Origin of the sequence: Escherichia sp. E4736 (assembly GCF_005781225.1) — a bacterium.
Taxonomy (GTDB): Bacteria; Pseudomonadota; Gammaproteobacteria; order Enterobacterales; family Enterobacteriaceae; genus Escherichia.
Window position 1 is genome coordinate 119,395 of record NZ_VATT01000014.1, and the last position, 25,434, is coordinate 144,828.

18 protein-coding genes are annotated in these 25,434 nt (G+C 52.9%); 9 read left to right on the top strand and 9 right to left on the bottom strand.

Annotated elements, in window-relative coordinates; translation table 11 throughout:
* Positions 1–14 precede the first annotated feature (14 nt).
* From asmA to udk, 3 genes are all read right to left on the bottom strand, one after another.
* Positions 15–1,868 carry an outer membrane assembly protein AsmA gene (gene asmA, locus FEK46_RS09890; protein ID WP_135559415.1) on the bottom strand — a complete coding sequence of 618 codons (1,854 nt, stop codon included), beginning with the start codon at positions 1,866–1,868 and terminating at the stop codon, positions 15–17.
* Between the two features lie 21 nt (positions 1,869–1,889).
* A complete protein-coding gene (gene dcd, locus FEK46_RS09895; RefSeq protein WP_001234777.1) occupies positions 1,890–2,471 on the bottom strand; it encodes a dCTP deaminase in 582 nt (193 codons plus the stop codon).
* A 91-nt stretch (positions 2,472–2,562) separates the two neighbouring features.
* Positions 2,563–3,204, bottom strand: coding sequence for a uridine kinase (gene udk, locus FEK46_RS09900; RefSeq protein WP_064529458.1), 642 nt, complete (start codon positions 3,202–3,204; stop codon positions 2,563–2,565).
* A gap of 318 nt (positions 3,205–3,522) precedes the next feature.
* On the opposite strand from udk, the gene FEK46_RS09905 reads away from it, so the two are divergent.
* Positions 3,523–6,840 (top strand): diguanylate cyclase, encoded by a 3,318-nt coding sequence (locus FEK46_RS09905; protein ID WP_135559414.1) that lies wholly within the window; start codon positions 3,523–3,525, stop codon positions 6,838–6,840.
* Positions 6,841–6,936: 96 nt separating this feature from the next.
* Here the strand turns inward: FEK46_RS09905 and alkA are convergent, their stop codons facing one another.
* Positions 6,937–7,785: a DNA-3-methyladenine glycosylase 2 gene (gene alkA / locus FEK46_RS09910; RefSeq protein ID WP_135407207.1), complete on the bottom strand. Its 849-nt coding sequence runs from the start codon at positions 7,783–7,785 to the stop codon at positions 6,937–6,939.
* A gap of 133 nt (positions 7,786–7,918) precedes the next feature.
* Between alkA and yegD the strand changes: the two genes are divergently transcribed.
* Positions 7,919–9,271: a molecular chaperone gene (gene yegD / locus FEK46_RS09915; protein WP_130221833.1), complete on the top strand. Its 1,353-nt coding sequence runs from the start codon at positions 7,919–7,921 to the stop codon at positions 9,269–9,271.
* Positions 9,272–9,283: 12 nt separating this feature from the next.
* On the opposite strand, the gene yegI is transcribed toward yegD, so the two are convergent.
* Positions 9,284–11,230 (bottom strand): protein kinase YegI, encoded by a 1,947-nt coding sequence (yegI, locus tag FEK46_RS09920; RefSeq protein ID WP_135559413.1) that lies wholly within the window; start codon positions 11,228–11,230, stop codon positions 9,284–9,286.
* A gap of 200 nt (positions 11,231–11,430) precedes the next feature.
* On the opposite strand from yegI, the gene FEK46_RS09925 reads away from it, so the two are divergent.
* Complete coding sequence (locus FEK46_RS09925; protein WP_130260020.1) at positions 11,431–11,892, top strand: DUF2314 domain-containing protein; 462 nt, start codon at positions 11,431–11,433, stop codon at positions 11,890–11,892.
* A 64-nt stretch (positions 11,893–11,956) separates the two neighbouring features.
* Here the strand turns inward: FEK46_RS09925 and FEK46_RS09930 are convergent, their stop codons facing one another.
* From FEK46_RS09930 to FEK46_RS09945, 4 genes are all read right to left on the bottom strand, one after another.
* Complete coding sequence (locus tag FEK46_RS09930) at positions 11,957–12,718, bottom strand: PP2C family serine/threonine-protein phosphatase (RefSeq protein ID WP_135559412.1); 762 nt, start codon at positions 12,716–12,718, stop codon at positions 11,957–11,959.
* The gene (locus FEK46_RS09935; RefSeq protein ID WP_135559411.1) at positions 12,715–13,374 is read right to left on the bottom strand and encodes a VWA domain-containing protein; all 660 of its coding nucleotides are present in this window, start codon (positions 13,372–13,374) and stop codon (positions 12,715–12,717) included. The genes FEK46_RS09930 and FEK46_RS09935 overlap by 4 nt, the downstream gene beginning before the upstream one ends.
* 215 nt (positions 13,375–13,589) lie before the next feature.
* The gene (locus FEK46_RS09940) at positions 13,590–13,646 is read right to left on the bottom strand and encodes a type I toxin-antitoxin system Ibs family toxin (protein ID WP_106907789.1); all 57 of its coding nucleotides are present in this window, start codon (positions 13,644–13,646) and stop codon (positions 13,590–13,592) included.
* Between the two features lie 271 nt (positions 13,647–13,917).
* Complete coding sequence (locus FEK46_RS09945) at positions 13,918–13,974, bottom strand: type I toxin-antitoxin system Ibs family toxin (protein ID WP_100249771.1); 57 nt, start codon at positions 13,972–13,974, stop codon at positions 13,918–13,920.
* Between the two features lie 279 nt (positions 13,975–14,253).
* Here FEK46_RS09945 and mdtA point away from each other — a divergent pair, with 279 nt between their 5' ends.
* From mdtA to baeR, 6 genes are read left to right on the top strand one after another with little or no spacing between them, the layout of a single operon-like run.
* Positions 14,254–15,501 (top strand): multidrug efflux RND transporter subunit MdtA, encoded by a 1,248-nt coding sequence (mdtA, locus tag FEK46_RS09950; RefSeq protein WP_130206958.1) that lies wholly within the window; start codon positions 14,254–14,256, stop codon positions 15,499–15,501.
* A complete protein-coding gene (gene mdtB / locus FEK46_RS09955; protein ID WP_135559410.1) occupies positions 15,501–18,623 on the top strand; it encodes a multidrug efflux RND transporter permease subunit MdtB in 3,123 nt (1,040 codons plus the stop codon). The genes mdtA and mdtB overlap by 1 nt, the downstream gene beginning before the upstream one ends.
* Positions 18,624–21,701: a multidrug efflux RND transporter permease subunit MdtC gene (gene mdtC / locus FEK46_RS09960; RefSeq protein ID WP_135559409.1), complete on the top strand. Its 3,078-nt coding sequence runs from the start codon at positions 18,624–18,626 to the stop codon at positions 21,699–21,701. It begins immediately after the preceding gene.
* Positions 21,702–23,117, top strand: coding sequence for an MFS transporter (locus FEK46_RS09965; protein ID WP_135559408.1), 1,416 nt, complete (start codon positions 21,702–21,704; stop codon positions 23,115–23,117).
* The gene (baeS, locus tag FEK46_RS09970; RefSeq protein WP_135559407.1) at positions 23,114–24,517 is read left to right on the top strand and encodes a two-component system sensor histidine kinase BaeS; all 1,404 of its coding nucleotides are present in this window, start codon (positions 23,114–23,116) and stop codon (positions 24,515–24,517) included. The genes FEK46_RS09965 and baeS overlap by 4 nt, the downstream gene beginning before the upstream one ends.
* On the top strand, positions 24,514–25,236 hold the full coding sequence (gene baeR / locus FEK46_RS09975; RefSeq protein ID WP_130206968.1) for a two-component system response regulator BaeR: 723 nt from the start codon (positions 24,514–24,516) through the stop codon (positions 25,234–25,236). The genes baeS and baeR overlap by 4 nt, the downstream gene beginning before the upstream one ends.
* Positions 25,237–25,434: the final 198 nt, after the last annotated feature.

Here is a 25,434-nt window from a genome sequence, read left to right on the forward strand (position 1 = left end):
CTGCATAACTTGTCTTACATCTTCTCCAGCAACTTCTTCACATCTTTGCCATTGCGGGAATCTTTATTGCGCTCGGCCCAGTCGTTAAGACGGCGTTTGGCTTCGTCCTGTAAGTGTTTACGCAGTAACTGATCCACTTGCAGGCTGTAATTGAGTTGCTGCCAGTTGCCATAAACCCGCAGAGGAACCGGCGTTTCTTTGAGGAAATCAATCAGTTTGCTTTCCCCGTTCCAACCGCCAATCACACGAATGTCAAACTGGGTGTCGCAGGTTTGATCTGCCAGATTCAACGTGCCAGCCCCTGAAAGCGCCAGCACTGGCGATTGACCTTGCATGTCGTTTAACGTCACGACACCATCCTTCAACGTCAGATCGGTGGTAAAGCTATCAAGCCGCGTCACGTTATCGAAGTTTTCAGCGGCCTTCACATCACCGCCATTACGTTCTACCGCTTGTTGGATCATCTGCTGGAAGTTCATGCCTTCCATGCGCGTATCGGCCATTTCGACATGCGCCGTCCCCAGCCAGGTGTGGCGGAATGCGTTGGCATCAATATCAGCACCAGAGAAATCCCCCGCCAGCGACATTTTCCCCGTTAGTGAGATGGGGTAGTTGAAGGCATTCAGGATGGTGCCAATCTCGACATTTTCCAGCCGGGGATGGAAAACTATACGCGGATGTGAGGCAGTTGCATCCAGCGTACCCGGTAACGACACGACACCGTCGTTAAGTTTGCCCTGCAACTGGATAATCTCCAGCAGCCCCGCCTTGTTGGTCATTTGCGCAGTAACATCGGCAAAATCCATTCCACGCCAACGCACATTATTGGCCTGCAACAAAATATCTGCCGCAAAGCCTTTCAGCCCCTGATACGCAGGTTCATCAATGCGTGAGGAAATGACCGGACGTGGCAGCGTCGGTTGGCTTTGCCCCTGTTGAGCAACACCATTTTGCTTAGTCATCACCTCATTCATCGGCAGCAAGTTATCCAGATTTAACTGGGCAAATTGCAGTCTGAGCAGCCATTCTGGCTTCTCAAGCAGCGCTACCTGCGCCTGACCGGTCAGATTACTGTCGTTAGCGGTTAAATTGATTTGTTCAAAGGAGAGACGTTTTTGCGCTTCCTGCCACTGAGTCCTGAACTGACCATGGCCCTGAATCCCCTGCTTCGGGAGATCAGCGCCCTGCAGTTGCCAGTCAATCTGTTGAATATCTGCCGTTAAATCATGCGGGTAATCAGAAGCATCAACAGTCCCCTTGAGCGCTAACGTGAGATCGCGTTGGTCGCGATTTACCCGACCAGAGAATTCAAACGAACCGCGATGTTGTGGGTCCTGCTCCATTTGCAGGCGGATATCACGTACCGTAACCTGTTCGTCATTTTCATGCTGGAACACCAACACACTGTCACTGACTCGCAGACTGGCGATATCGAACGACCAGCCACGATCTTCCGCATCATCAGGTAATGTAGTGTCTTTCGGGGCTATTGGGGCGTCTTCACTGCGCACTGCTTCTGTTTCCGGCGTCAGTTGAATGACTGCCCCTTTGAGCATGACTTGCTTAACGCTGAGTTGATGACTCAATAAAGGCCACAAGGCCACATCAAGGCGCATATTATCGGCACGTACCAGCGGTTGGCTGGCCCCGTTGGCCGTTAATATCATGCGACCAGAGAGGATACTAAGCTGCGGCCAGACGTGCCAACGCAGTGGCCCGTCAAGCTGCAATTGATAACCGCTACGTGCAGCAACCTGCTTGACCATATAGTCACGGAAATCATTCGGATTCACCAGCAACACTAACGCAGATAACCCAGCCACCAGCACGACTAGGAGTATCATCAGCGTCGTCAGAAATCGTCTCATGGTATCCTCAATGGGCCTGAATTAGTCTTTATCGATACGGCTAGCGACTGCGCCCTGCTGGTTGCGATATTTCGCATCTTCACGGCGGTTATACGGACGCGCTGCCGGACCTGAAAGCGGCTCAAAGCTCAGCGCGCCAATCAGCATACCCGGACGCAGGGCCAGCGGCAGCTTACCGGAATTGTAGAACTCCAGCACAATACAGCCAGACCAGCCCGGATCGATACGGTGTGCAGTGACATGCACCATAAGTCCCAGACGCGCCAGTGAGGAACGGCCATCCAGCCAGCCCACCAGATCGGCTGGCAGCGTCACTGACTCCAGCGTTACCGCCAGTGCCAACTCCCCCGGATGAAGATAGAAAGCTTCGCTTTCATCAAGCACAATTTCATCGCTCATCACACGGTCAAGCGCGGCACTCACTTCGTCTTTGGGACCGCTCAGATCGATAAACGCTGCCGTGTGGCCACGGAAGGTACGAAATTTATTGCCCAGGCGTACATCCACCGTCGCGCCATTAATACGCTCCACGGGTGGACGTGGGTTGATCGACAAACGGCCTTCATCAAGCCAGGCTTCAATATCTCGGTCACACAGACGCATGGCATTTTCTCCTTTCGCGCATCACTCCCTTAACGCCAGTTACGTCAAGGGCATACCAGGTTATCACTGAACGGTACACAATTTACCAAGCTTATTCAAAGAACTGACTTATTTTCGCTTTCAATATATCGATCGCGATGCGGTTTTTACCGCCGCGCGGCACAATGATATCTGCATACTGTTTAGACGGTTCAATGAATTGCAGGAACATCGGGCGCACGGTTTTTTGATATTGCGCCATTACAGAATCCATCGAACGACCACGCTCATTAACATCGCGCTTAATGCGACGCATCAGGCAGATATCCAGTGGGGTATCCACAAAAATCGAGAAGTTCAGCTCGTCGCGCAGACGCGCATCCGTCAGCAGCAAAATGCCTTCGAGAATAATGACTTTCTTCGGTTCAACCTTCACCGTTTCTTTCATACGCGTATGTTCAACGTAGCTGTAAACCGGCAGGTCGATAGCCGAGCCACGTTTCAGCGCCTGCAAATGTTGCAGCAGCAGGCTGTGATCCATCGCGCTGGGATGGTCATAATTAGTTTTAACCCGTTCTTCCATCGACAGATGGCTTTGATCTTTGTAGTAACAGTCTTCCGGAATAACGCCGATGTGTTCATCACCGACTTGTTCACGTAATTCACGATAAAGGGTACTGGCAATGAGACTCTTGCCGGAAGCCGATGCGCCTGCAATACCGATAATGACGCACTGATGAGACTGATCAGTCATAAATTTAGCGACCTGAATAACCTGGATGTTAGGAAGGGGGCGCCGAAGCGCCAAACGCGGCAATTATAGGGATTTCATCCGCGTGATACCAGTCGAATAGCGTTGCCTTGCTCTCAGAGTTAATTGTTGACGATCAATTCCCTGATGCAAATTTAATTGCTCAGTTATGACGCAAGGTGAAAAATGTTATGCATAGTTGCGCAAATTATCCGCCATTACGTCACTTTATGAGCAATTTGCATATAAAATGTAAAACTTTTGTACTAGCATAAACACAGATACTAATACTGACGGCCTGGCCATGCGGATAGAGCGGTAATGAGTAAACCATCACAGCGTGTTTTAATTACCTTGCCTCATCCTCTGCTTCACCTCGTCAGTTTAGGTTTAGTCTCGTTTATCTTTACCCTTTTCTCGCTTGAGCTTTCGCAATTTGGCACTCAGCTTGCGCCGCTATGGTTCCCTACTTCCATTATGATGGTGGCGTTTTACCGCCATGCCGGACGCATGTGGCCTGGTATCGCGTTAGCCTGCTCACTGGGCAACATAGCCGCATCCGTGCTGCTCTTTTCCACCAGTTCGCTCAATATGACCTGGACGGCTATCAACATTATTGAAGCCGTCGTGGGCGCAATGCTGCTGCGAAAATTATTACCGTGGTATAACCCGCTACAAAATCTGGCTGACTGGCTTCGTCTTGCATTTGGCAGCGCCATCGTTCCACCTCTGTTGGGGGGCGTTCTGGTTGTCCTGCTGACGCCCGGAGACGATCCTCTCAGGGCATTTTTGATATGGGTACTTTCAGAATCCATCGGCGCCCTGGCGCTGGTACCGCTGGGCCTGTTGTTTAAACCGCATTATCTATTACGCCATCGTAACCCACGACTGTTGTTTGAAACGCTGCTGACGTTAGCGATCACATTGACATTAAGCTGGCTTTCGATGCTGTACCTGCCGTGGCCTTTTACTTTCATTATTGTGCTGCTGATGTGGAGCGCCGTGCGCCTGCCACGAATGGAAGCCTTTTTGATCTTCCTCACGACAGTGATGATGGTGTCGTTAATGATGGCTGCCGATCCCACCCTGCTTGCCACGCCGCGAGCGTACCTGATGAGCCATATGCCGTGGCTGCCATTTTTGCTGATCCTGCTACCCGCCAACATCATGACAATGGTGATGTACGCCTTCCGCGCGGAACGTAAGCATATTTCCGAAAGCGAAACACGCTTTCGGAACGCCATGGAATATTCTGCTATCGGCATGGCGTTAGTGGGTACTGAGGGACAATGGCTGCAAAGCAACAAAGCCCTGTGCCAGTTTCTCGGCTACAGCCAGGAAGAACTGCGTGCTCTCAGCTTTCAGCAGCTGACCTGGCCGGAAGACCTCAATAAAGATCTGCAACACGTTGAGAAGTTGATTAGCGGTGAAATCAATACCTACTCGATGGAGAAACGCTACTACAACCGCCACGGCGACGTAGTTTGGGCGCTGCTTGCCGTCTCACTGGTACGCCACACCGATGGCACGCCACTCTACTTCATTGCGCAGATAGAAGACATTAACGAGCTAAAACGCACCGAGCAGGTGAATAAGCAACTGATGGAACGCATCACGCTGGCTAACGAAGCGGGCGGGATTGGTATCTGGGAATGGGAGTTGAAGCCGGATATTTTCAGTTGGGATAAGCGGATGTTTGAACTTTACGAAATTTCCCCGCATATCAAACCAAACTGGCAGGTTTGGTATGACTGCGTGCTGCCGGAAGATCGAGAACACACCGAGAAAGTCATCCGCGATTCGCTGCAGGCTCGTTTGCCTTTTAAACTGGAATTTCGCATTACGGTAAAAGACGGTATTCGTCATATCCGCGCACTCGCCAATCGGGTTCTGAATAAGGAAGGTGAAGTCGAACGCCTGCTTGGCATCAATATGGATATGACTGAAGTAAAACAACTCAACGAGGCGCTGTTCCAGGAAAAAGAACGTCTGCATATCACCCTGGACTCTATCGGTGAAGCTGTGGTCTGTATTGATATGGCGATGAAAATCACCTTTATGAATCCAGTCGCGGAGAAAATGAGCGGCTGGAAGCAAGAAGAGGCGTTGGGCGTTCCGCTGCTGACGGTATTGCATCTTACAACTGGTGACACCGGGCCGTTAATTGAGAACATTTACAGTGCCGACACCTCACGTTCTGCTATTGAACAGGACGTGGTTCTCCACTGCCGTAGCGGTGGCAGCTATGACGTTCATTACAGTATTACGCCGTTAAGCACCCTGGATGGTAGTAGCATTGGTTCGGTGCTGGTGATTCAGGACGTCACCGAAGCACGCAAAATGCTACGTCAGCTTAGCTATAGCGCCTCTCACGATGCCCTGACGCATCTGGCGAACCGTGCAAGTTTTGAGAAACAACTGCGAATACTGCTGCAAACCGTTCACAGTACGCATCAGCAACATGCACTGGTATTTATCGATCTTGATCGCTTTAAAGCAGTAAATGACAGCGCCGGGCATGCGGCCGGCGATGCTTTGCTGCGCGAACTGTCTTCGTTGATGCTGAGTATGCTGCGCTCCAGCGATCTACTGGCACGACTCGGTGGTGATGAATTTGGTCTGTTACTGCCAGACTGTAATGTCGAAAGTGCTCGTTTTATCGCGACGCGCATTATCAATGCGATTAATGATTATCACTTTATGTGGGAAGGTCGGTTACATCGGGTAGGAGCAAGCGCCGGGATGACGTTAATAAACGACAGTAATCACCAGGCAGCAGAAGTTATGTCCCAGGCCGATATCGCCTGTTATGCTTCGAAAAATGGTGGTCGTGGTCAGGTCACAGTTTATGAACCACAGCAGGCAACTGCACATAATGAACGGACAGTGATGTCGCTCGATGAACAGTGGCGGATGACTAAAGAGAATCCGCTTATGATGATTGCCCACGGCATCGCTTCACCACGAATCACGGAAACGCGGAATTTGTGGTTGATTTCGCTTAAGCTCTGGAGCAGCAAAGGCGAGTTGATTGATGAACAGGCATTCCGCCGTAGCTTCAGCGATCCGGCACTCAGCCACGCGCTTGACCGCCGGGTATTACGTGAATTTTTCCAACAAACAGCAAAAGCGGTTGCCAATAAAGGTTTAAGCATCGCCCTCCCCCTTTCCGTTGCGGGGCTAGGCAGCGTCACTCTGGTAGACGAATTGCTTGAGCAACTGGAACAAAGTTCATTACCACCACGGTTGTTCCATTTGGTAATTCCGGCAGAAGCAATTTTCGACCACGGACTGGCTGTGCAAAAACTGCGGCTGGCCGGCTGCCGGATCGTACTCAGCCAGGTAGGGCGCGACCTACAAATATTCAATATGCTCAAAGCAAATATGACGGATTATCTACTGCTTGACGCCGAGTTATGCGCCAGCGTACAGGGCAATTTAATGGATGAGATGCTGATTTCGATTATTCAGGGGCATGCCCAGCGGTTGGGTGTGAAAACCATCGCTGGGCCAGTAGCGTTGCCATTGGTATTGGATACGCTTTCTGACATTGGTGTTGATCTGATTTATGGCGATGTCATTGCCGAGAGCCAGCCTCTGGATTTGCTGGTTAATAGCAGTTATTTCGCGATTAATTGAGGGAGCGTTTCCCCATCGCCTGATGCAACGCTAACGCGTTTTATCAGGCCTACAATTCGTCCGTTCCGTAGGCCGCGCCGCATCCGGCGACCAGCGTCATACTTCTTCTGGTTGCCAGCCTTCCGTATACCAGATATGCAACAGCGCATAAGAACGCCAGGGCTTCCAGCGTTCGGCATAACGGCGGATTTGTGCCGGTGTCATTCCTGGAAATCGCTGTTTAATCAAATAATCATCCGGCAGAAAAACATCTTTCGCTTGCCAGCCACGCAATGCGAAATAATTCGCCGTCCATCGCCCAACGCCAGGATATGTTTGCAGCGTTTTCATCGCTTGTTCTACGTCGTCCGGAATTGTCATCGGTAAGGTGCCATCCAGTGCTGCATTGGCTAAATGAATCAGTGCCTCTGCCCGTTTCAACGGCATACCCAACGCTTTTAATGCCTGCGGGTCGGCGGCTGCCAGCCGCTGAGGCGTGGGGAAGCAGACATAATCCGGAAAATCATCCAGCCGTTCGCCATAAAGCTGTGCCACTTTGGCGGTCAATTTTGCCGCCATCGCCACGCTCACCAGTTGGCCTAAAATCGCCCGCACGCCCTGCTCAAAAGCATCAACACAGCCGGGTAAACGCAATCCGGGCCGGGCCGCGCCTAACTCGCCCAACGCCTCGTTCACAATCTGCGGGTTACATTGCAGATCAAACAGGCGGCTCATTTTCGCCAGGCACTCAGCGGCAACGGGTTCTAAACCTGCACTTAAATTTATGTGCAGAGTATGGCGGGCTATATCCGGAATAGCAGTCACCACGCCGCGATATTCGCCCACCGCCAGACTACGGGCATAATAATCGTCAGCGATCGTTTCCACACCGCTCACCGCACGGGCGGCGAGAAATCCCAACATCCACGACCAGTCATACGGCGGCTGCCAGTTCAGGGTATACATCGCATCTCCTTATTCATCCGCTTTCAGCATAAACGTTATTCAGACGCTGCGCTTTGCTTTCATATTCCGGTTGTCGCGACGGCAACATTTCGCTAAAGTCACGCCCCTTCTTCACCGGCATGGGGATTATTTCGTGTTTATTGGTTTTGATTACGGTACAGCAAACTGTTCAGTGGCGGTCATGCGCGACGGTAAACCGCAATTACTGAAAATGGAAAACGACAGCACGTTGCTGCCTTCAATGCTTTGCGCGCCAACGCGTGAAGCGGTAAGCGAATGGCTGTACCGCCATCATGATGTTCCGGCAGACGACGATGAAACGCAGGCGCTGTTACGTCGGGCGATTCGTTATAACCGCGAAGAAGATATCGATGTTACGGCGAAAAGCGTGCAGTTCGGTCTTTCCTCTCTGGCACAGTACATTGATGATCCGGAAGAAGTGTGGTTTGTAAAATCACCAAAATCGTTCCTCGGTGCCAGCGGCTTAAAACCGCAGCAGGTAGCGCTGTTTGAGGATCTGGTCTGCGCAATGATGTTGCACATTCGCCAGCAGGCGCAGGCGCAGCTGCCAGAAGCGATTACTCAGGCGGTGATTGGTCGCCCGATCAACTTCCAGGGTCTGGGCGGCGATGAAGCAAACACCCAGGCGCAAGGGATTCTGGAACGCGCAGCGAAGCGTGCCGGGTTTAAGGATGTGGTATTCCAGTACGAGCCGGTCGCGGCTGGGCTGGATTACGAAGCCACCTTACAGGAAGAAAAACGGGTGCTGGTGGTGGATATCGGCGGAGGTACGACTGACTGTTCATTGCTGCTGATGGGGCCGCAGTGGCGTTCACGTCTCGATCGTGAAGCCAGCCTGCTGGGTCACAGTGGTTGTCGTATTGGCGGTAACGATCTGGATATCGCACTGGCGTTTAAAAACCTGATGCCGTTACTGGGCATGGGTGGCGAAACCGAAAAAGGCATCGCCCTGCCGATTCTGCCGTGGTGGAATGCGGTTGCCATCAACGACGTACCTGCGCAAAGTGATTTCTACAGTAGTGCCAACGGTCGCCTGCTTAACGATCTGGTACGCGATGCCCGCGAACCGGAAAAAGTGGCCCTGTTACAGAAAGTCTGGCGTCAGCGTTTAAGCTATCGCCTGGTGCGCAGCGCGGAAGAGAGCAAAATTGCGCTTTCCAGCGCAGCGGAAACCCTCGCATCGCTGCCGTTTATCAGCGACGAACTGGCTACGCTGATTAGCCAGCAGGGTCTGGAAAGCGCCCTCAGCCAACCACTGGCGCGGATTCTGGAACAGGTGCAACTGGCGCTGGATAACGCCCAGGAAAAACCGGATGTCATCTATCTGACCGGCGGTAGCGCCCGTTCCCCGCTGATTAAAAAAGCGCTGGCAGAACAGTTGCCGGGCATTCCAATTGCCGGCGGCGATGACTTTGGCTCCGTCACCGCCGGGCTGGCACGCTGGGCGGAAGTGGTGTTTCGTTAATTGAAAAATGGCTCAGCAACGGCTTAAATCAGCCTGCGCCTGAGCCAGTTTTTCTGCCGCCTGACGTAACGGTTCCATCAACGGCATGGTCCGTGCAGAGGCATGGAGATGGAATCGCTGCAACTCTACCGCGCCCTCTGTCAATGCGGCTTCCAGCCGATGTCGTTTGGCGGCCATTTTTGCCATTACCGCTTGTCTGTCTGCTGGCATTACCGCTTCATTCGGCCTGAACACAAAACGGCGTTCGCAACTCGCTTTCCAGTCGATAACTGCCTGGGTCAGATGGTCGCCAAATCCTTTCACTTGCTTAACGCCGCGCCGGGTAACATCTGCCGCTGTTTCAATACCAAAGGACCGTAACGCCGCTTTACGCGCAGGGCCAACGCCGGGAATAGAGGCAACATCAATAAAAAATCCCTCCAGAAACTTCTGCTTCTGCCGTTCCCTTGCGGTGTCCTGAAGTGCTGCCAGATCGCACTTTTCTTCTTCCGGTAACCCCAGAATTTCGTCCTTCATTTTTTCGAGCATCGTCCGTTTGGCGATAAAACCTTCCAGTCCGCCCAACTGTTGGATCTGGCTGACTAAATGGTCATAATCCATTTTCGCACGATTAAAAGCCTCACGGCGTTGCTGGATTTCTGCTTTGTACGCTTTGCTTGTCAGACTGCCAATAATCCAGATAGCCGCCAGCACCGGAACCAAAATAATATAACGCGGTTCTGCCTGAAGGCCGCAAAGCAGTAGAGATAACGCTGACAGTGCGATCTCAATCAGAATGATGTATTCGCGCCGTAACAGGCCTAAAGGAAGCGGCCTGCCCCCAGGTTGGAAATGAGCGGGTAATGGTAACTTTAGCGGTGGCGGTGCTACTGACGACGTTACCATCGCCCAGACTTTCGCCAGCACAAAATCACCGCCGGTGGTAATGACCTCTTTGCCGAGATCAATAAAATAGATAACGCCTTGATTATCCAGCGTACACCACGGGCAGTCGGTCAAATGAGCGGGGTAAACATGCATTGCCGAAACGGGACATTTCTTTAACTGTTGGCGTAGGGAATCAAGTGCCGCTACCCACGCTTTAGCCGTCGGACGCCCGGTTGCTACGCCACTTTCCGTGAATGCCTGCTGAAACATGGCTTCAACATCACCCGGTAACATCGATAGCGGAATAGATCGTGGCGGCGGTTTTAAACCACGTCGCTGATTATCTGACGCGTAGGCATAACGGAAATGGGCAATATCCGTCTCCAGCACATTACCCGCTTCAGAGATAAGCGGTACACCAGAATAAGGATGCCGCCCACCAAACAAGACGTGAAAAATCAGCAACGCAAGGCCAAAATTATCGTGATTCGCGGTGCGTTCAAAGCCGACAAATGATGGCAAGGTTTGTAGCTCTGGCGGCGTAAAATGCGACACGCCGACTTCGCATAAATGCAGTGTGCCATTGGCGTTAATCTGAAAGGAGTCGCTATCGATCAACACCACTTTGCTGTCACGGCCTACCATAAAGCTGTTCTGGTTTACGTCACCCACGACGTGCCCGTGCTCGTGAACCGTAGCAAAAGATGAAGCAATATTGCGGGCAACATAGAGTAGAAAATCCCACGCACAATGAGGGTAACTCTGGCGGCGATGTGCCGGGCTATAGATCATATGAATCGGTTCTTTACCAGAAACTTTTGGCATCATAAAACCGATAACTTTTCCGCCTCGTCCACCATGAAGCGTTGCCTGCGGCCAGGCGACATAATTCAGCAACTGTGCGTCAGCTGTCGCAGCCATAAAGGCAAGTTTGTCCTGTTTTAAGGCGGGTGGCGGTGTGTGATAAATCTTGGCGACGCTATCGACAAACTCCTCGATATCATAAACCGCGCCTTCACCACCTTTGCCCAGTTCACGGCCAAGAGTGGTCAATTCACCTGTCGATGTAAATACTTTTATATTTGTCTTCATAATATTTCGCAGGTAGCTATATTATATTTTAATGATTAACGATAACTAACCATTAAAGATATTTCTATGTAAGTGAGTTCGGTTCAAGAATAAAAAGGATAATGCACTTTTATCAGGATACAATTCAATTCCAACCTGATAATGATTAAGTCCCATAGGTTTTTGCTAACTTTTACTACACAGAGATTCTGGAGAAAAAAATGAAAAAGATATTACTTATGTTGAGCCTGCTATTTTTTACTACCGCAGGCTATTGTGAAGTTTCGGATACGTTAGTGACGGGAGGTTATGATAAACAAGCGATGTCTGACGCGATTAAACATGCGCGGAAAGAAACCGATCAATTCATCGAGGTTATGAATAAAAAAGATGCAGATTCTTACGCGGTTAAAGCACCGATAACCGATCACGGAAGAACCGAGCATTTCTGGCTAACAGAGATCTCTTATGCTGACGGTATGTTTACTGGAATAATAAACAATGACCCCGGTATTGTTACAAACGTAGAATATGGCCAGGAGTGGAAAATAAAGAAAGAAGATATTTCAGACTGGATGTATACCCGTGGGGATAAAATTTACGGTGGTTATACCATTGATCCTTTATTGGTCACCTATCCAAAAGAAGAAGCCGACGAGCTAAGAGCAAAATTAGTTCGCTAATCAGCCGTTATATTGATTGCTTAAACTGGCGGTTGATCTGTTGACTTCAACCGCCATGCGATGTTCATTCTGTCCACAGCGCCAGTGCCAACGTTTTATCATCATCGGTACGTTCGTTTACCGCCGGGCTGGACAAAAACTGCTTTAACAACTCAGGTAATAAATTGAGTTGTTCCTGCGTTGCTGACGCCAGTCCATTGAAAAACGGGGTAAAGAAAGGCACATGGGGAGAATTATCCAGCATATTTAACGCCAGTCGCTGGATACCATCCGTAAATGCTGCAACTTTATGCGCATGCTCAGTGCTGGTGAAAGTTTCCAGTCTGGAAACGGCATCTTCATCGGTAATGAAGTGCGTCATATTGGCATATTCACCTACCATCGGCGTGAGAGGCAGTTGCAGACCATGCCCAAAATCTACCACCACGCCGCCATCGCCAATCTGCATAATCAAGGTGCCATTAGCCGATGAAATCAATCCCAAAAACGTGCAGGCAAAATCGCGAACCGCTAATTCTTTGGCTTCCGCCTCGGCAAAAAGTCGCTGACGAATGGTCAGCACAATATCCGTTGCGAGGACATCATTAAGCCCCAATTCCCCGCCCTGCACTTTTTGCGACATATAAGCCATCGCTTCATTGACGGCGAGCATCGCGCCTTCGCCCCCCTGCGAGACGCTGCCTGCACCATCAGCAAGAAACATCACCAGTAATGGTTGCTGGTCGTTTAACCAGGCAGCCTGCATCTGGCAGGCATCCTGACAAGGCAAATCAGCGCTGATGTGCGACGTTCCGACGGCTGATGCATAGACCAGACGCCAACTCACACTGACGTCCAGCCTTTTGGTGCTTCCAGTACAACTTCCGTTCCCGGCGTGGAGCGGGAAACCGAACGTAACGAACTGGATAACCAGCTAAACAGTTCACGGAATTGTAATCCCTGCAATGGCAAAGGCTGACGGACGCTGATTTGTGCCAGGGTCTTCATATCCGCCCCCTGAACACCGATGGTAAAGAAGGCAAACTTTTTATCTTCTTCCCCCTGAAACACTTTGTTGGCGGCAGCCTGCCACTCATCGGTTGGTGCGCCATCGGTGATCAGGAAAATCCACGGACGATAATACGAAATGCCATTTGCGCGGTACTCACGTTTCCGCTCTTCAACCATATCCAGGGCTTTGGTAATGGCGGCGCCCATTGGCGTATCGCCCTGAGCAAACAGGATAGGTGGGAAAAAATTAGCGGCGCTGGTAAAGGGTTGTTCCACATGCACCGGGCCGAACGTCACAATGCCGAGTTCCACTCTTTTTAAAGCCAGCGGATCAGCAAGCAGTTCATCACGAAAGGTAACCAATCCGGCGTTAAGTTCATTAATGGGTCTGCCGCTCATTGAGCCAGAAACATCCAGCAGCAAAATGCAGGGGCAACGTGGTTCCGGGTTACTGGCACAATCGCTGGTGGCAAACGTGATTTGTTCGCTCATAAGAAATCCTTTCTTAGAGAATTATTGAGGTCCAGTATCATATCGACTGCAATAATGAAATAAGAGCAAACGAAGACATTTTCAGAATTAGGCCCGGTGGCGCAGATAATTTTGCTATTCGCCTCGCAAGAACGGAGAGCCGTCGATTGACACTAAGGGCGGAGTGACATATTTTCAGGAGTGAGGGTAAGCGGGGTTTCCCCCGCTTTGATGACTTAGTAAGCCGGTAAGCTAATCACTAAGAGCACCACGATGATGATCCACTTCATCATGACCCTTTCCTTATTTAGGGCCCCTTCCTCGGGAGGGGCTTTCCCGTTTCAGCGTCCCGCTGAAATCGTCGGCTTACCTCCTTTCGCCCTGTACCCAGTCTATCGATGACTTACGGATAAAATAGTTTCCCATGTGATTATTGCGTAACGTCTCGCAAAGAATATTTGCAGGCAGGATCGCAGACTGCAAAGTCTGTGGATTGACAATCTGACCGTGAGGGCATACTTTCAGGAGTGAGGGTAGAGCGGGGTTTCCCCCGCCCTGGTAGTCTTAGTAAGCTGGGTAGCTAACGACTAAGAGCACCACGATGATGAGTATCTTCATCATGACCCTTTCCTTATTTAAGGCCCCTTCCTCGGGAGGGGCTTTCCCGTTTCAGCATCCCGCTGAAATCTTCGGGTTACCTCCTTATTGCCATGTACGCAGTCTATCGCTAACCTGCGTATAAAATAGTTTCCTGTGTCATTACTGGATGCATGCTCGCAAAGCGCACCGTCATTCAGACGATTCCCGAAACTGTTTCATAATTCCTCCATTTTTCTCCCTTATTGGCTGGCTACACTAGTATCATTCCGCGAAACGTTTCAGGAAGAGAAACTCTTAACGATGAAAGGCAGTTATAAATCCCGTTGGGTAATCGTAATCGTGGTGGTTATCGCCGCCATCGCCGCATTCTGGTTCTGGCAAGGCCGCAATGAATCCCAGAGCGCAGCACCAGGTGCGACGAAACAAGCGCAACATCCACCTGCGAGTGGTCGCCGTGGTATGCGTTCCGGCCCATTAGCCCCGGTTCAGGCGGCGACCGCCGTAGAACAGGCAGTTCCGCGTTACCTTACCGGGCTTGGCACTATTACCGCTGCTAACACCGTTACGGTGCGCAGTCGCGTAGATGGTCAACTGATGGCGTTACATTTCCAGGAAGGCCAGCAGGTCAAAGCAGGCGATTTGCTGGCAGAAATTGACCCCAGCCAGTTCAAAGTTGCATTAGCACAAGCCCAGGGCCAACTGGCAAAAGATAAAGCCACGCTTGCCAACGCCCGCCGTGACCTGGCACGTTATCAACAACTGGCAAAAACTAATCTCGTCTCCCGCCAGGAGCTGGATGCTCAACAGGCGCTGGTCAGTGAAACCGAAGGCACCATTAAGGCTGATGAAGCGAGCGTCGCCAGCGCACAACTCCAACTCGACTGGAGCCGCATCACCGCGCCAGTCGATGGTCGCGTTGGCCTGAAGCAGGTTGATGTTGGTAACCAAATCTCCAGTGGCGACACCACCGGGATTGTGGTGATCACCCAGACGCATCCTATCGATTTAGTCTTTACCCTGCCGGAAAGCGATATCGCTACCGTTGTGCAGGCACAAAAAGCCGGAAAACCACTGGTGGTTGAAGCCTGGGATCGCACTAACTCGAAGAAATTAAGTGAAGGCACGCTGTTAAGTCTCGATAACCAAATCGATGCCACTACCGGTACGATTAAAGTGAAAGCACGCTTTAATAATCAGGATGATGCGCTGTTTCCCAATCAGTTTGTTAACGCGCGCATGTTAGTCGACACCGAACAAAACGCCGTGGTGATCCCCACCGCCGCCCTGCAAATGGGCAACGAAGGCCATTTTGTCTGGGTACTGAATAGCGAAAATAAAGTCAGCAAACATCTGGTGACACCGGGCATTCAGGACAGTCAGAAAGTGGTGATCCGCGCAGGTATTTCTGCAGGCGATCGCGTAGTGACGGACGGCATTGATCGCCTGACCGAAGGAGCGAAAGTGGAAGTGGTGGAAGCCCAGAGCGCCACCGCACCGGAAGAGAAAGCCACCAGCCGCGAATACGCGAAAAAAGGAGCACGCTCCTGATGCAGGTGTTACCCCCGAGCAGCACAGGCGGCCCGTCGCGCCTGTTTATTATGCGTCCTGTCGCCACCACGCTGCTGATGGTGGCGATCTTACTCGCCGGGATTATCGGTTATCGCGCCCTGCCCGTTTCGGCACTGCCGGAAGTGGATTATCCGACTATTCAGGTGGTCACCCTCTACCCTGGCGCCAGCCCGGATGTCATGACCTCCGCCGTTACCGCGCCGCTCGAACGCCAGTTTGGGCAGATGTCCGGCCTGAAACAGATGTCGTCGCAAAGTTCCGGCGGTGCGTCAGTTATCACTTTGCAGTTCCAGCTAACATTACCGCTGGATGTCGCCGAGCAGGAAGTGCAGGCCGCGATTAACGCTGCGACCAACCTGTTGCCGAGCGATCTGCCTAACCCGCCGGTTTACAGCAAAGTGAATCCGGCAGATCCGCCGATCATGACGCTTGCCGTCACCTCAACCGCCATGCCGATGACGCAAGTGGAAGATATGGTGGAAACCCGCGTCGCGCAGAAAATCTCACAGATTTCCGGCGTCGGACTGGTGACGCTTTCCGGCGGTCAGCGTCCGGCCGTTCGCGTCAAACTTAACGCCCAGGCGATTGCCGCACTCGGTCTGACCAGCGAAACCGTGCGCACCGCCATTACCGGCGCTAACGTTAACTCAGCTAAAGGTAGCCTTGATGGCCCTTCCCGTGCGGTCACGCTGTCAGCGAACGACCAGATGCAATCCGCCGAAGAGTATCGCCAGCTAATCATCGCCTACCAGAACGGCGCGCCGATTCGTCTGGGCGATGTCGCAACTGTAGAGCAAGGTGCAGAAAACAGCTGGCTCGGCGCGTGGGCGAACAAAGAACAGGCCATCGTGATGAATGTTCAGCGCCAGCCCGGTGCTAACATTATCTCCACCGCCGACAGCATCCGGCAGATGCTGCCACAGCTCACCGAGAGTTTGCCGAAATCGGTGAAGGTGACGGTACTTTCTGACCGTACCACCAATATCCGCGCATCGGTCGACGATACCCAGTTTGAGCTGATGATGGCTATCGCGCTGGTAGTAATGATTATCTACCTGTTTTTGCGCAATATTCCGGCGACCATCATTCCAGGCGTCGCAGTGCCGCTGTCGTTAATCGGCACCTTCGCGGTCATGGTGTTTCTCGATTTTTCAATCAATAACCTGACGTTGATGGCGTTAACTATCGCCACCGGATTCGTTGTCGATGACGCCATCGTGGTGATCGAAAACATTTCCCGCTATATCGAAAAAGGTGAAAAACCGTTGGCGGCGGCGCTCAAGGGCGCGGGTGAAATCGGCTTTACCATTATCTCGCTGACCTTCTCACTGATTGCGGTGTTGATCCCACTGCTGTTTATGGGCGATATCGTCGGGCGACTGTTCCGCGAATTTGCCATTACTCTGGCAGTCGCGATTTTGATCTCAGCCGTGGTGTCGCTGACCCTGACACCGATGATGTGCGCGCGGATGCTCAGCCAGGAGTCGCTGCGTAAACAGAACCGCTTCTCCCGTGCCTCGGAAAAAATGTTCGACAGGATAATCGCCGCCTATGGACGTGGACTGGCGAAAGTGCTGAATCATCCATGGCTGACCTTAAGCGTGGCGCTCAGCACGCTGCTGCTTAGCGTTCTATTGTGGGTGTTCATTCCGAAAGGCTTCTTCCCGGTACAGGACAACGGCATTATTCAGGGCACTTTGCAGGCGCCACAATCCAGCTCCTTTGCCAATATGGCCCAGCGGCAACGCCAGGTCGCGGACGTGATTTTGCAGGACCCGGCAGTGCAAAGCCTGACCTCATTTGTTGGTGTTGATGGCACTAACCCGTCGCTGAACAGTGCGCGTTTACAGATCAACCTCAAACCGTTGGATGAACGTGATGATCGGGTGCAAAAAGTCATCGCCCGTCTGCAAACGGCGGTAGATAAAGTGCCGGGCGTCGATCTCTTCCTGCAACCAACGCAGGACCTGACCATCGATACACAGGTCAGCCGCACCCAGTACCAGTTTACCTTGCAGGCCACGTCACTGGATGCGCTCAGTACCTGGGTGCCGCAGCTCATGGAAAAACTCCAGCAGCTGCCACAGCTTTCTGATGTCTCCAGCGACTGGCAGGACAAAGGGCTGGTGGCGTATGTCAATGTTGATCGCGACAGCGCCAGCCGTCTGGGGATCAGCATGGCGGACGTCGATAACGCCTTGTATAACGCGTTTGGTCAGCGACTGATTTCCACTATTTATACTCAGGCTAACCAGTATCGCGTGGTGCTGGAGCACAACACCGAAAATACTCCTGGGCTTGCGGCGCTGGATACTATTCGCCTGACCAGCAGCGACGGTGGCGTAGTGCCGCTAAGCTCAATTGCCAAAATTGAGCAGCGTTTTGCCCCGCTCTCCATCAACCATCTGGATCAGTTCCCGGTAACGACCATCTCCTTTAACGTGCCGGATAACTATTCGTTGGGCGATGCGGTGCAGACGATTATGGACACCGAAAAGACGCTGAATCTGCCAGTGGATATCACCACGCAGTTCCAGGGCAGCACCCTCGCCTTCCAGTCGGCGCTGGGCAGCACTGTCTGGCTGATTGTCGCAGCGGTGGTGGCGATGTATATCGTGCTCGGCATTCTGTACGAGAGCTTTATTCACCCCATCACTATTCTCTCGACGCTACCCACCGCAGGGGTCGGCGCACTGCTGGCGTTAATGATTGCCGGTAGCGAACTGGATGTGATTGCGATTATCGGCATTATTTTGCTGATCGGTATCGTGAAGAAGAACGCCATCATGATGATCGACTTCGCGCTGGCTGCCGAGCGCGAGCAAGGCATGTCGCCGCGCGATGCTATTTACCAGGCTTGTCTGTTGCGTTTTCGTCCGATCCTGATGACCACCCTGGCGGCTCTGCTTGGCGCGCTGCCGCTGATGTTGAGTACCGGGGTCGGTGCGGAACTACGTCGTCCGTTAGGCATCGGTATGGTCGGCGGTCTGGTTGTCAGCCAGGTGCTGACGCTGTTTACCACGCCGGTGATTTATCTGCTGTTCGACCGCCTGGCATTGTGGACCAAAAGCCGCTTTGCCCATCATGAAGAGGAGGCGTAAGTGAAGTTTTTTGCCCTCTTCATTTACCGCCCAGTGGCGACGATTTTACTGTCGGTTGCCATTACCCTGTGCGGCATTCTGGGCTTCCGTATGCTGCCGGTCGCCCCGCTGCCGCAGGTTGATTTTCCGGTGATTATGGTCAGCGCCTCGCTGCCCGGTGCATCACCAGAAACAATGGCGTCTTCCGTTGCCACGCCGCTGGAGCGCTCACTTGGGCGCATTGCCGGAGTCAGTGAAATGACCTCCAGTAGTTCGCTCGGCAGCACGCGCATTATTTTGCAGTTTGATTTTGACCGGGATATCAACGGCGCAGCGCGCGATGTGCAGGCGGCGATTAACGCCGCGCAAAGTCTGCTACCCAGCGGGATGCCAAGCCGTCCGACCTATCGCAAAGCGAACCCGTCGGATGCGCCAATTATGATCCTGACGCTGACGTCCGATACTTATTCGCAGGGTGAACTGTACGATTTCGCCTCGACGCAGCTGGCTCCGACAATCTCGCAAATCGACGGTGTCGGTGATGTCGATGTCGGTGGCAGCTCGCTGCCTGCGGTACGCGTCGGGCTGAACCCGCAGGCGCTGTTTAATCAGGGCGTTTCGCTGGACGATGTACGCTCCGCCATCAGCAATGCCAACGTGCGTAAACCGCAGGGGGCGCTGGAAGATGATACTCATCGCTGGCAGATCCAGACCAACGATGAACTGAAAACCGCCGCCGAATATCAGCCGTTGATTATTCATTACAACAACGGCGGCGCGGTTCGTCTGGGCGATGTGGCGACGGTGACGGATTCAGTGCAGGATGTGCGCAACGCCGGGATGACCAACGCCAAACCGGCTATTTTGCTGATGATCCGCAAACTGCCAGAAGCCAATATTATCCAGACGGTAGACAGCATCCGGGCGAAATTACCGGAGTTGCAGGAAACCATTCCGGCGGCAATTGATCTGCAAATTGCCCAGGATCGCTCCCCCACCATTCGCGCCTCGCTGGAAGAAGTCGAGCAAACGCTGATTATCTCGGTGGCGCTGGTGATTCTGGTGGTGTTTTTATTCCTGCGCTCGGGTCGCGCCACTATTATTCCCGCCGTTGCGGTGCCGGTTTCGCTGATTGGTACGTTTGCGGCGATGTACCTGTGCGGATTCAGCCTCAATAACCTTTCGTTAATGGCGCTCACCATTGCTACTGGTTTCGTGGTGGATGACGCCATCGTGGTGCTGGAAAACATTGCCCGTCATCTGGAAGCGGGGATGAAACCGCTACAGGCCGCGCTACAAGGTACTCGCGAAGTCGGTTTTACGGTGCTGTCGATGAGTCTGTCACTGGTGGCGGTGTTCCTGCCGCTGCTGTTGATGGGCGGATTGCCGGGCCGCCTGTTACGCGAGTTTGCCGTTACACTTTCTGTCGCCATTGGTATTTCGTTGCTGGTTTCCCTGACGCTAACGCCGATGATGTGCGGCTGGATGCTGAAAGCGAGCAAGCCGCGTGAGCAAAAGCGACTGCGCGGTTTTGGTCGCATGTTGGTAGCCCTGCAACAAGGCTACGGCAAGTCGCTGAAATGGGTGCTCAATCATACCCGTCTGGTGGGCGTGGTGCTGCTTGGCACCATTGCGCTGAATATCTGGCTATATATCTCGATTCCGAAAACCTTCTTCCCTGAGCAGGACACCGGCGTACTGATGGGCGGGATTCAGGCTGACCAAAGTATTTCGTTTCAGGCGATGCGCGGCAAATTGCAGGACTTCATGAAAATTATTCGTGACGATCCGGCAGTGGATAATGTCACTGGCTTTACCGGCGGTTCGCGAGTGAACAGCGGGATGATGTTTATCACTCTCAAGCCACGCGACGAACGCAGCGAAACGGCGCAGCAAATTATCGACCGTCTGCGCGTGAAGCTGGCAAAAGAGCCAGGAGCGAATCTGTTCCTGATGGCGGTACAGGATATTCGCGTTGGCGGACGTCAGTCGAACGCCAGTTACCAGTACACGTTGCTGTCCGACGACCTGGCGGCACTGCGCGAATGGGAGCCGAAAATTCGCAAAAAACTGGCAACGTTGCCGGAACTGGCGGACGTGAACTCCGACCAGCAGGACAACGGCGCGGAGATGAATCTGGTTTACGATCGCGACACCATGGCACGGCTGGGAATCGACGTGCAGGCCGCCAACAGCCTGTTAAATAACGCCTTCGGTCAGCGACAAATCTCGACCATTTACCAGCCGATGAACCAGTATAAAGTAGTGATGGAGGTGGATCCGCGCTATACCCAGGACATCAGTGCGCTGGAAAAAATGTTCGTTATCAATAACGAAGGCAAAGCGATCCCGCTGTCGTATTTCGCTAAATGGCAACCGGCGAACGCGCCATTGTCGGTGAATCATCAGGGATTATCGGCAGCCTCGACCATCTCGTTCAACCTGCCGACCGGGAAATCGCTCTCGGACGCCAGTGCGGCGATCGACCGAGCAATGACCCAGCTTGGTGTGCCTTCGACGGTGCGCGGCAGTTTTGCCGGAACAGCGCAGGTGTTCCAGGAGACGATGAACTCGCAAGTGATCCTGATTATCGCAGCGATCGCCACGGTGTATATCGTACTGGGGATGCTGTATGAGAGTTACGTACATCCTCTGACGATTCTCTCCACATTGCCTTCGGCGGGCGTCGGGGCGCTGCTGGCGCTGGAGCTGTTCAATGCCCCGTTCAGCCTAATCGCCCTGATAGGGATCATGCTATTAATCGGCATCGTGAAGAAAAACGCCATTATGATGGTCGATTTTGCGCTTGAAGCCCAACGCCACGGTAACCTGACGCCGCAGGAAGCTATTTTCCAGGCCTGTCTGCTGCGTTTTCGCCCGATTATGATGACCACCCTGGCAGCACTGTTTGGCGCGCTGCCGCTGGTATTGTCGGGCGGTGACGGCTCGGAGCTACGGCAACCCCTGGGGATCACCATTGTCGGCGGTCTGGTAATGAGTCAGCTCCTGACGCTGTATACCACGCCGGTGGTATATCTCTTTTTCGACCGTCTGCGGCTGCGTTTTTCGCGTAAACCTAAACAAACGGTAACCGAGTAAATGACAGATCTTCCCGACAGCACCCGCTGGCAATTGTGGATTGTGGCTTTCGGCTTCTTTATGCAGTCGCTGGACACCACCATCGTTAACACCGCCCTTCCCTCAATGGCGCAAAGCCTCGGGGAAAGCCCGCTGCATATGCACATGGTCATTGTCTCTTATGTGCTGACCGTGGCGGTGATGCTACCCGCCAGCGGCTGGCTGGCGGATAAAATCGGCGTGCGCAATATTTTCTTTACCGCCATCGTGTTGTTTACCCTCGGTTCACTGTTTTGCGCGCTTTCCGGCACGCTGAACGAACTGTTGCTGGCACGCGCGTTACAGGGCGTTGGCGGTGCGATGATGGTGCCGGTCGGCAGGTTGACGGTGATGAAAATCGTACCGCGCGAGCAATATATGGCGGCGATGACCTTTGTCACGCTGCCCGGTCAGGTCGGCCCGCTGCTTGGCCCGGCGCTCGGTGGTCTGCTGGTGGAGTACGCCTCCTGGCACTGGATCTTTTTGATCAACATTCCAGTAGGAATTATCGGTGCGATCGCCACATTGATGTTAATGCCGAACTACACCATGCAGACGCGGCGCTTCGATCTCTCCGGCTTTCTGTTGCTGGCGGTTGGCATGGCGGTATTAACGCTGGCGCTGGACGGCAGTAAAGGTACAGGACTGTCGCCGCTAACCATCGCCGGACTGGTGGCGGTTGGCGTGGTGGCACTGGTGCTTTATCTACTACACGCCAGAAATAACCACCGCGCTCTTTTCAGTCTGAAACTGTTCCGCACTCGTACCTTTTCGCTGGGCCTGGCGGGGAGCTTTGCCGGACGTATCGGTAGCGGCATGTTGCCCTTTATGACGCCGGTTTTCCTGCAAATTGGCCTTGGTTTCTCACCGTTTCATGCCGGATTGATGATGATCCCGATGGTACTCGGCAGCATGGGGATGAAGCGAATTGTGGTGCAGGTGGTGAATCGCTTTGGTTATCGTCGGGTACTGGTAGCGACCACGCTGGGTCTGTCGCTGGTCACCCTGTTGTTTATGACTACCGCTCTGTTGGGCTGGTACCACGTTTTGCCGTTCGTCCTGTTTTTACAAGGGATGGTCAACTCGACCCGTTTCTCCTCCATGAACACCCTGACGCTGAAAGATCTCCCGGACAATCTGGCGAGCAGCGGCAACAGTCTGCTGTCGATGATTATGCAATTGTCGATGAGTATCGGCGTCACCATCGCCGGGCTGTTGCTGGGACTTTTTGGTTCGCAGCATGTCAGCGTCGACAGCGGCACCACACAAACTGTCTTTATGTACACCTGGCTTAGTATGGCGTTTCTTATCGCCCTTCCGGCGTTCATCTTTGCCAGAGTGCCGAACGATACGCATCAAAATGTAGCTATTTCGCGGCGCAAAAGGAGCACTGAATGAAGTTCTGGCGGCCCGGCATTACCGGCAAACTGTTTCTGGCGATCTTCGCCACCTGCATCGTCTTGCTGATCACGATGCACTGGGCGGTACGTATTAGTTTTGAGCGTGGTTTTATTGATTACATCAAGCATGGCAATGAGCAACGGCTGCAAATGCTTGGCGACGCGCTTGGCGAGCAATACGCCCAGCACGGTAACTGGCGTTTTCTGCGTAATAACGATCGCTTCGTATTTCAGATCCTGCGTTCGCTTGAACACGATAGCAACGACGATAAGCCCGGCCCCGGTATGCCACCACACGGCTGGCGTACCCAGTTCTGGGTGGTCGATCAAAATAACAAAGTGCTGGTTGGCCCACGCGCACCCATTCCACCGGACGGTCCACGGCGGCCCATTCTGGTCAATGGTGTGGAAGTCGGCGCGGTGATCGCTTCCCCCGTTGAACGCCTGACGCGCAATACCGATATCAATTTTGATAAGCAACAGCGGCAAACCAGCTGGCTGATTGTGGCTTTATCTACTTTATTGGCGGCGCTGGCGACATTTCCACTGGCACGCGGTTTGCTGGCACCGGTAAAACGGTTAGTTGACGGCACGCACAAACTGGCGGCGGGCGATTTCACCACTCGCGTGACGCCCACCAGCGAAGATGAACTGGGGAAACTGGCACAAGACTTCAACCAGCTTGCCAGCACGCTGGAGAAAAACCAGCAAATGCGCCGCGATTTTATGGCCGATATTTCTCACGAACTGCGTACGCCATTAGCGGTGCTGCGCGGTGAACTGGAAGCCATTCAGGATGGCGTGCGTAAATTCACGCCGGAGACGGTGGCGTCTTTACAGGCGGAGGTCGGCACACTGACCAAACTGGTTGACGATCTCCATCAGTTGTCGATGTCTGATGAGGGCGCTCTCGCCTACCAAAAAGCACCGGTAGATTTGATCCCACTGCTGGAAGTGGCGGGCGGCGCATTTCGCGAACGATTCGCCAGCCGTGGCCTGAAACTGCAATTTTCCCTGCCAGACAGCATTACCGTATTTGGCGATCGCGACCGTTTAATGCAGTTGTTCAATAATTTACTGGAAAACAGCCTGCGCTACACCGACAGCGGCGGCAGCCTGCAAATCTCCGCAGAACAGCACGATAAAACGGTGTGCCTGACCTTTGCCGACAGCGCGCCGGGCGTCAGTGATGATCAGCTGCAAAAACTGTTTGAGCGTTTTTATCGCACCGAAGGTTCCCGCAACCGTGCCAGCGGCGGTTCCGGGCTGGGGCTGGCGATTTGCCTGAACATTGTTGAAGCGCATAATGGTCGCATTGTTGCCGCCCATTCGCCTTTTGGCGGGGTAAGCATTACAGTAGAGTTACCGCTGGAACGGGATTTACAGAGAGAAGTATGACCGAGTTACCTATCGACGAAAACACGCCGCGTATTTTGATCGTGGAAGATGAACCCAAGCTGGGGCAGTTGCTCATTGATTATCTGCGTGCCGCGAGCTACGCGCCAATACTTATCAGCCACGGCGATCAGGTACTGCCGTACGTGCGCCAGACGCCGCCGGATCTGATCCTGTTGGATCTGATGCTCCCAGGCACCGATGGTCTGACGCTGTGCCGGGAAATTCGTCGTTTTTCCGATGTCCCAATTGTGATGGTGACGGCGAAAATCGAAGAGATCGATCGCCTGCTGGGGCTGGAAATTGGTGCTGATGACTATATTTGCAAGCCGTACAGCCCGCGTGAAGTAGTGGCGCGCGTCAAAACCATTTTGCGCCGCTGCAAACCGCAGCGCGAGTTGCAGCAACAGGATGCCGAAAATCCGTTGATTATCGACGAAGGTCGTTTTCAGGCTTCATGGCGTGGCAAAATGCTTGACCTGACGCCTGCGGAATTTCGTCTGCTGAAAACGCTCTCCCATGAACCGGGTAAAGTATTCTCCCGCGAGCAATTGCTCAATCATCTTTACGACGACTACCGCGTGGTAACCGACCGAACTATCGACAGCCACATTAAAAACCTGCGCCGCAAACTGGAATCTCTCGACGCCGAACAGTCATTTATCCGCGCCGTTTACGGCGTCGGTTACCGTTGGGAAGCTGACGCCTGCCGTATTGTTTAGCCTGTTCCTTTTAATGGCAGTCTCAAACTACAACGCGTACCGTTCCGTCGCCCACTAAGTATTATTACCCTCTCTGAAAAAGAGAGGGATAAAGCCGTGCTCGTATTCAGATTTCAGCATATTTATCAGTAATCTCCCCCATGCATTAGAGGGTATTCCCCTGATTGGCAACCACCTGAATATCACCCATACTTAAAT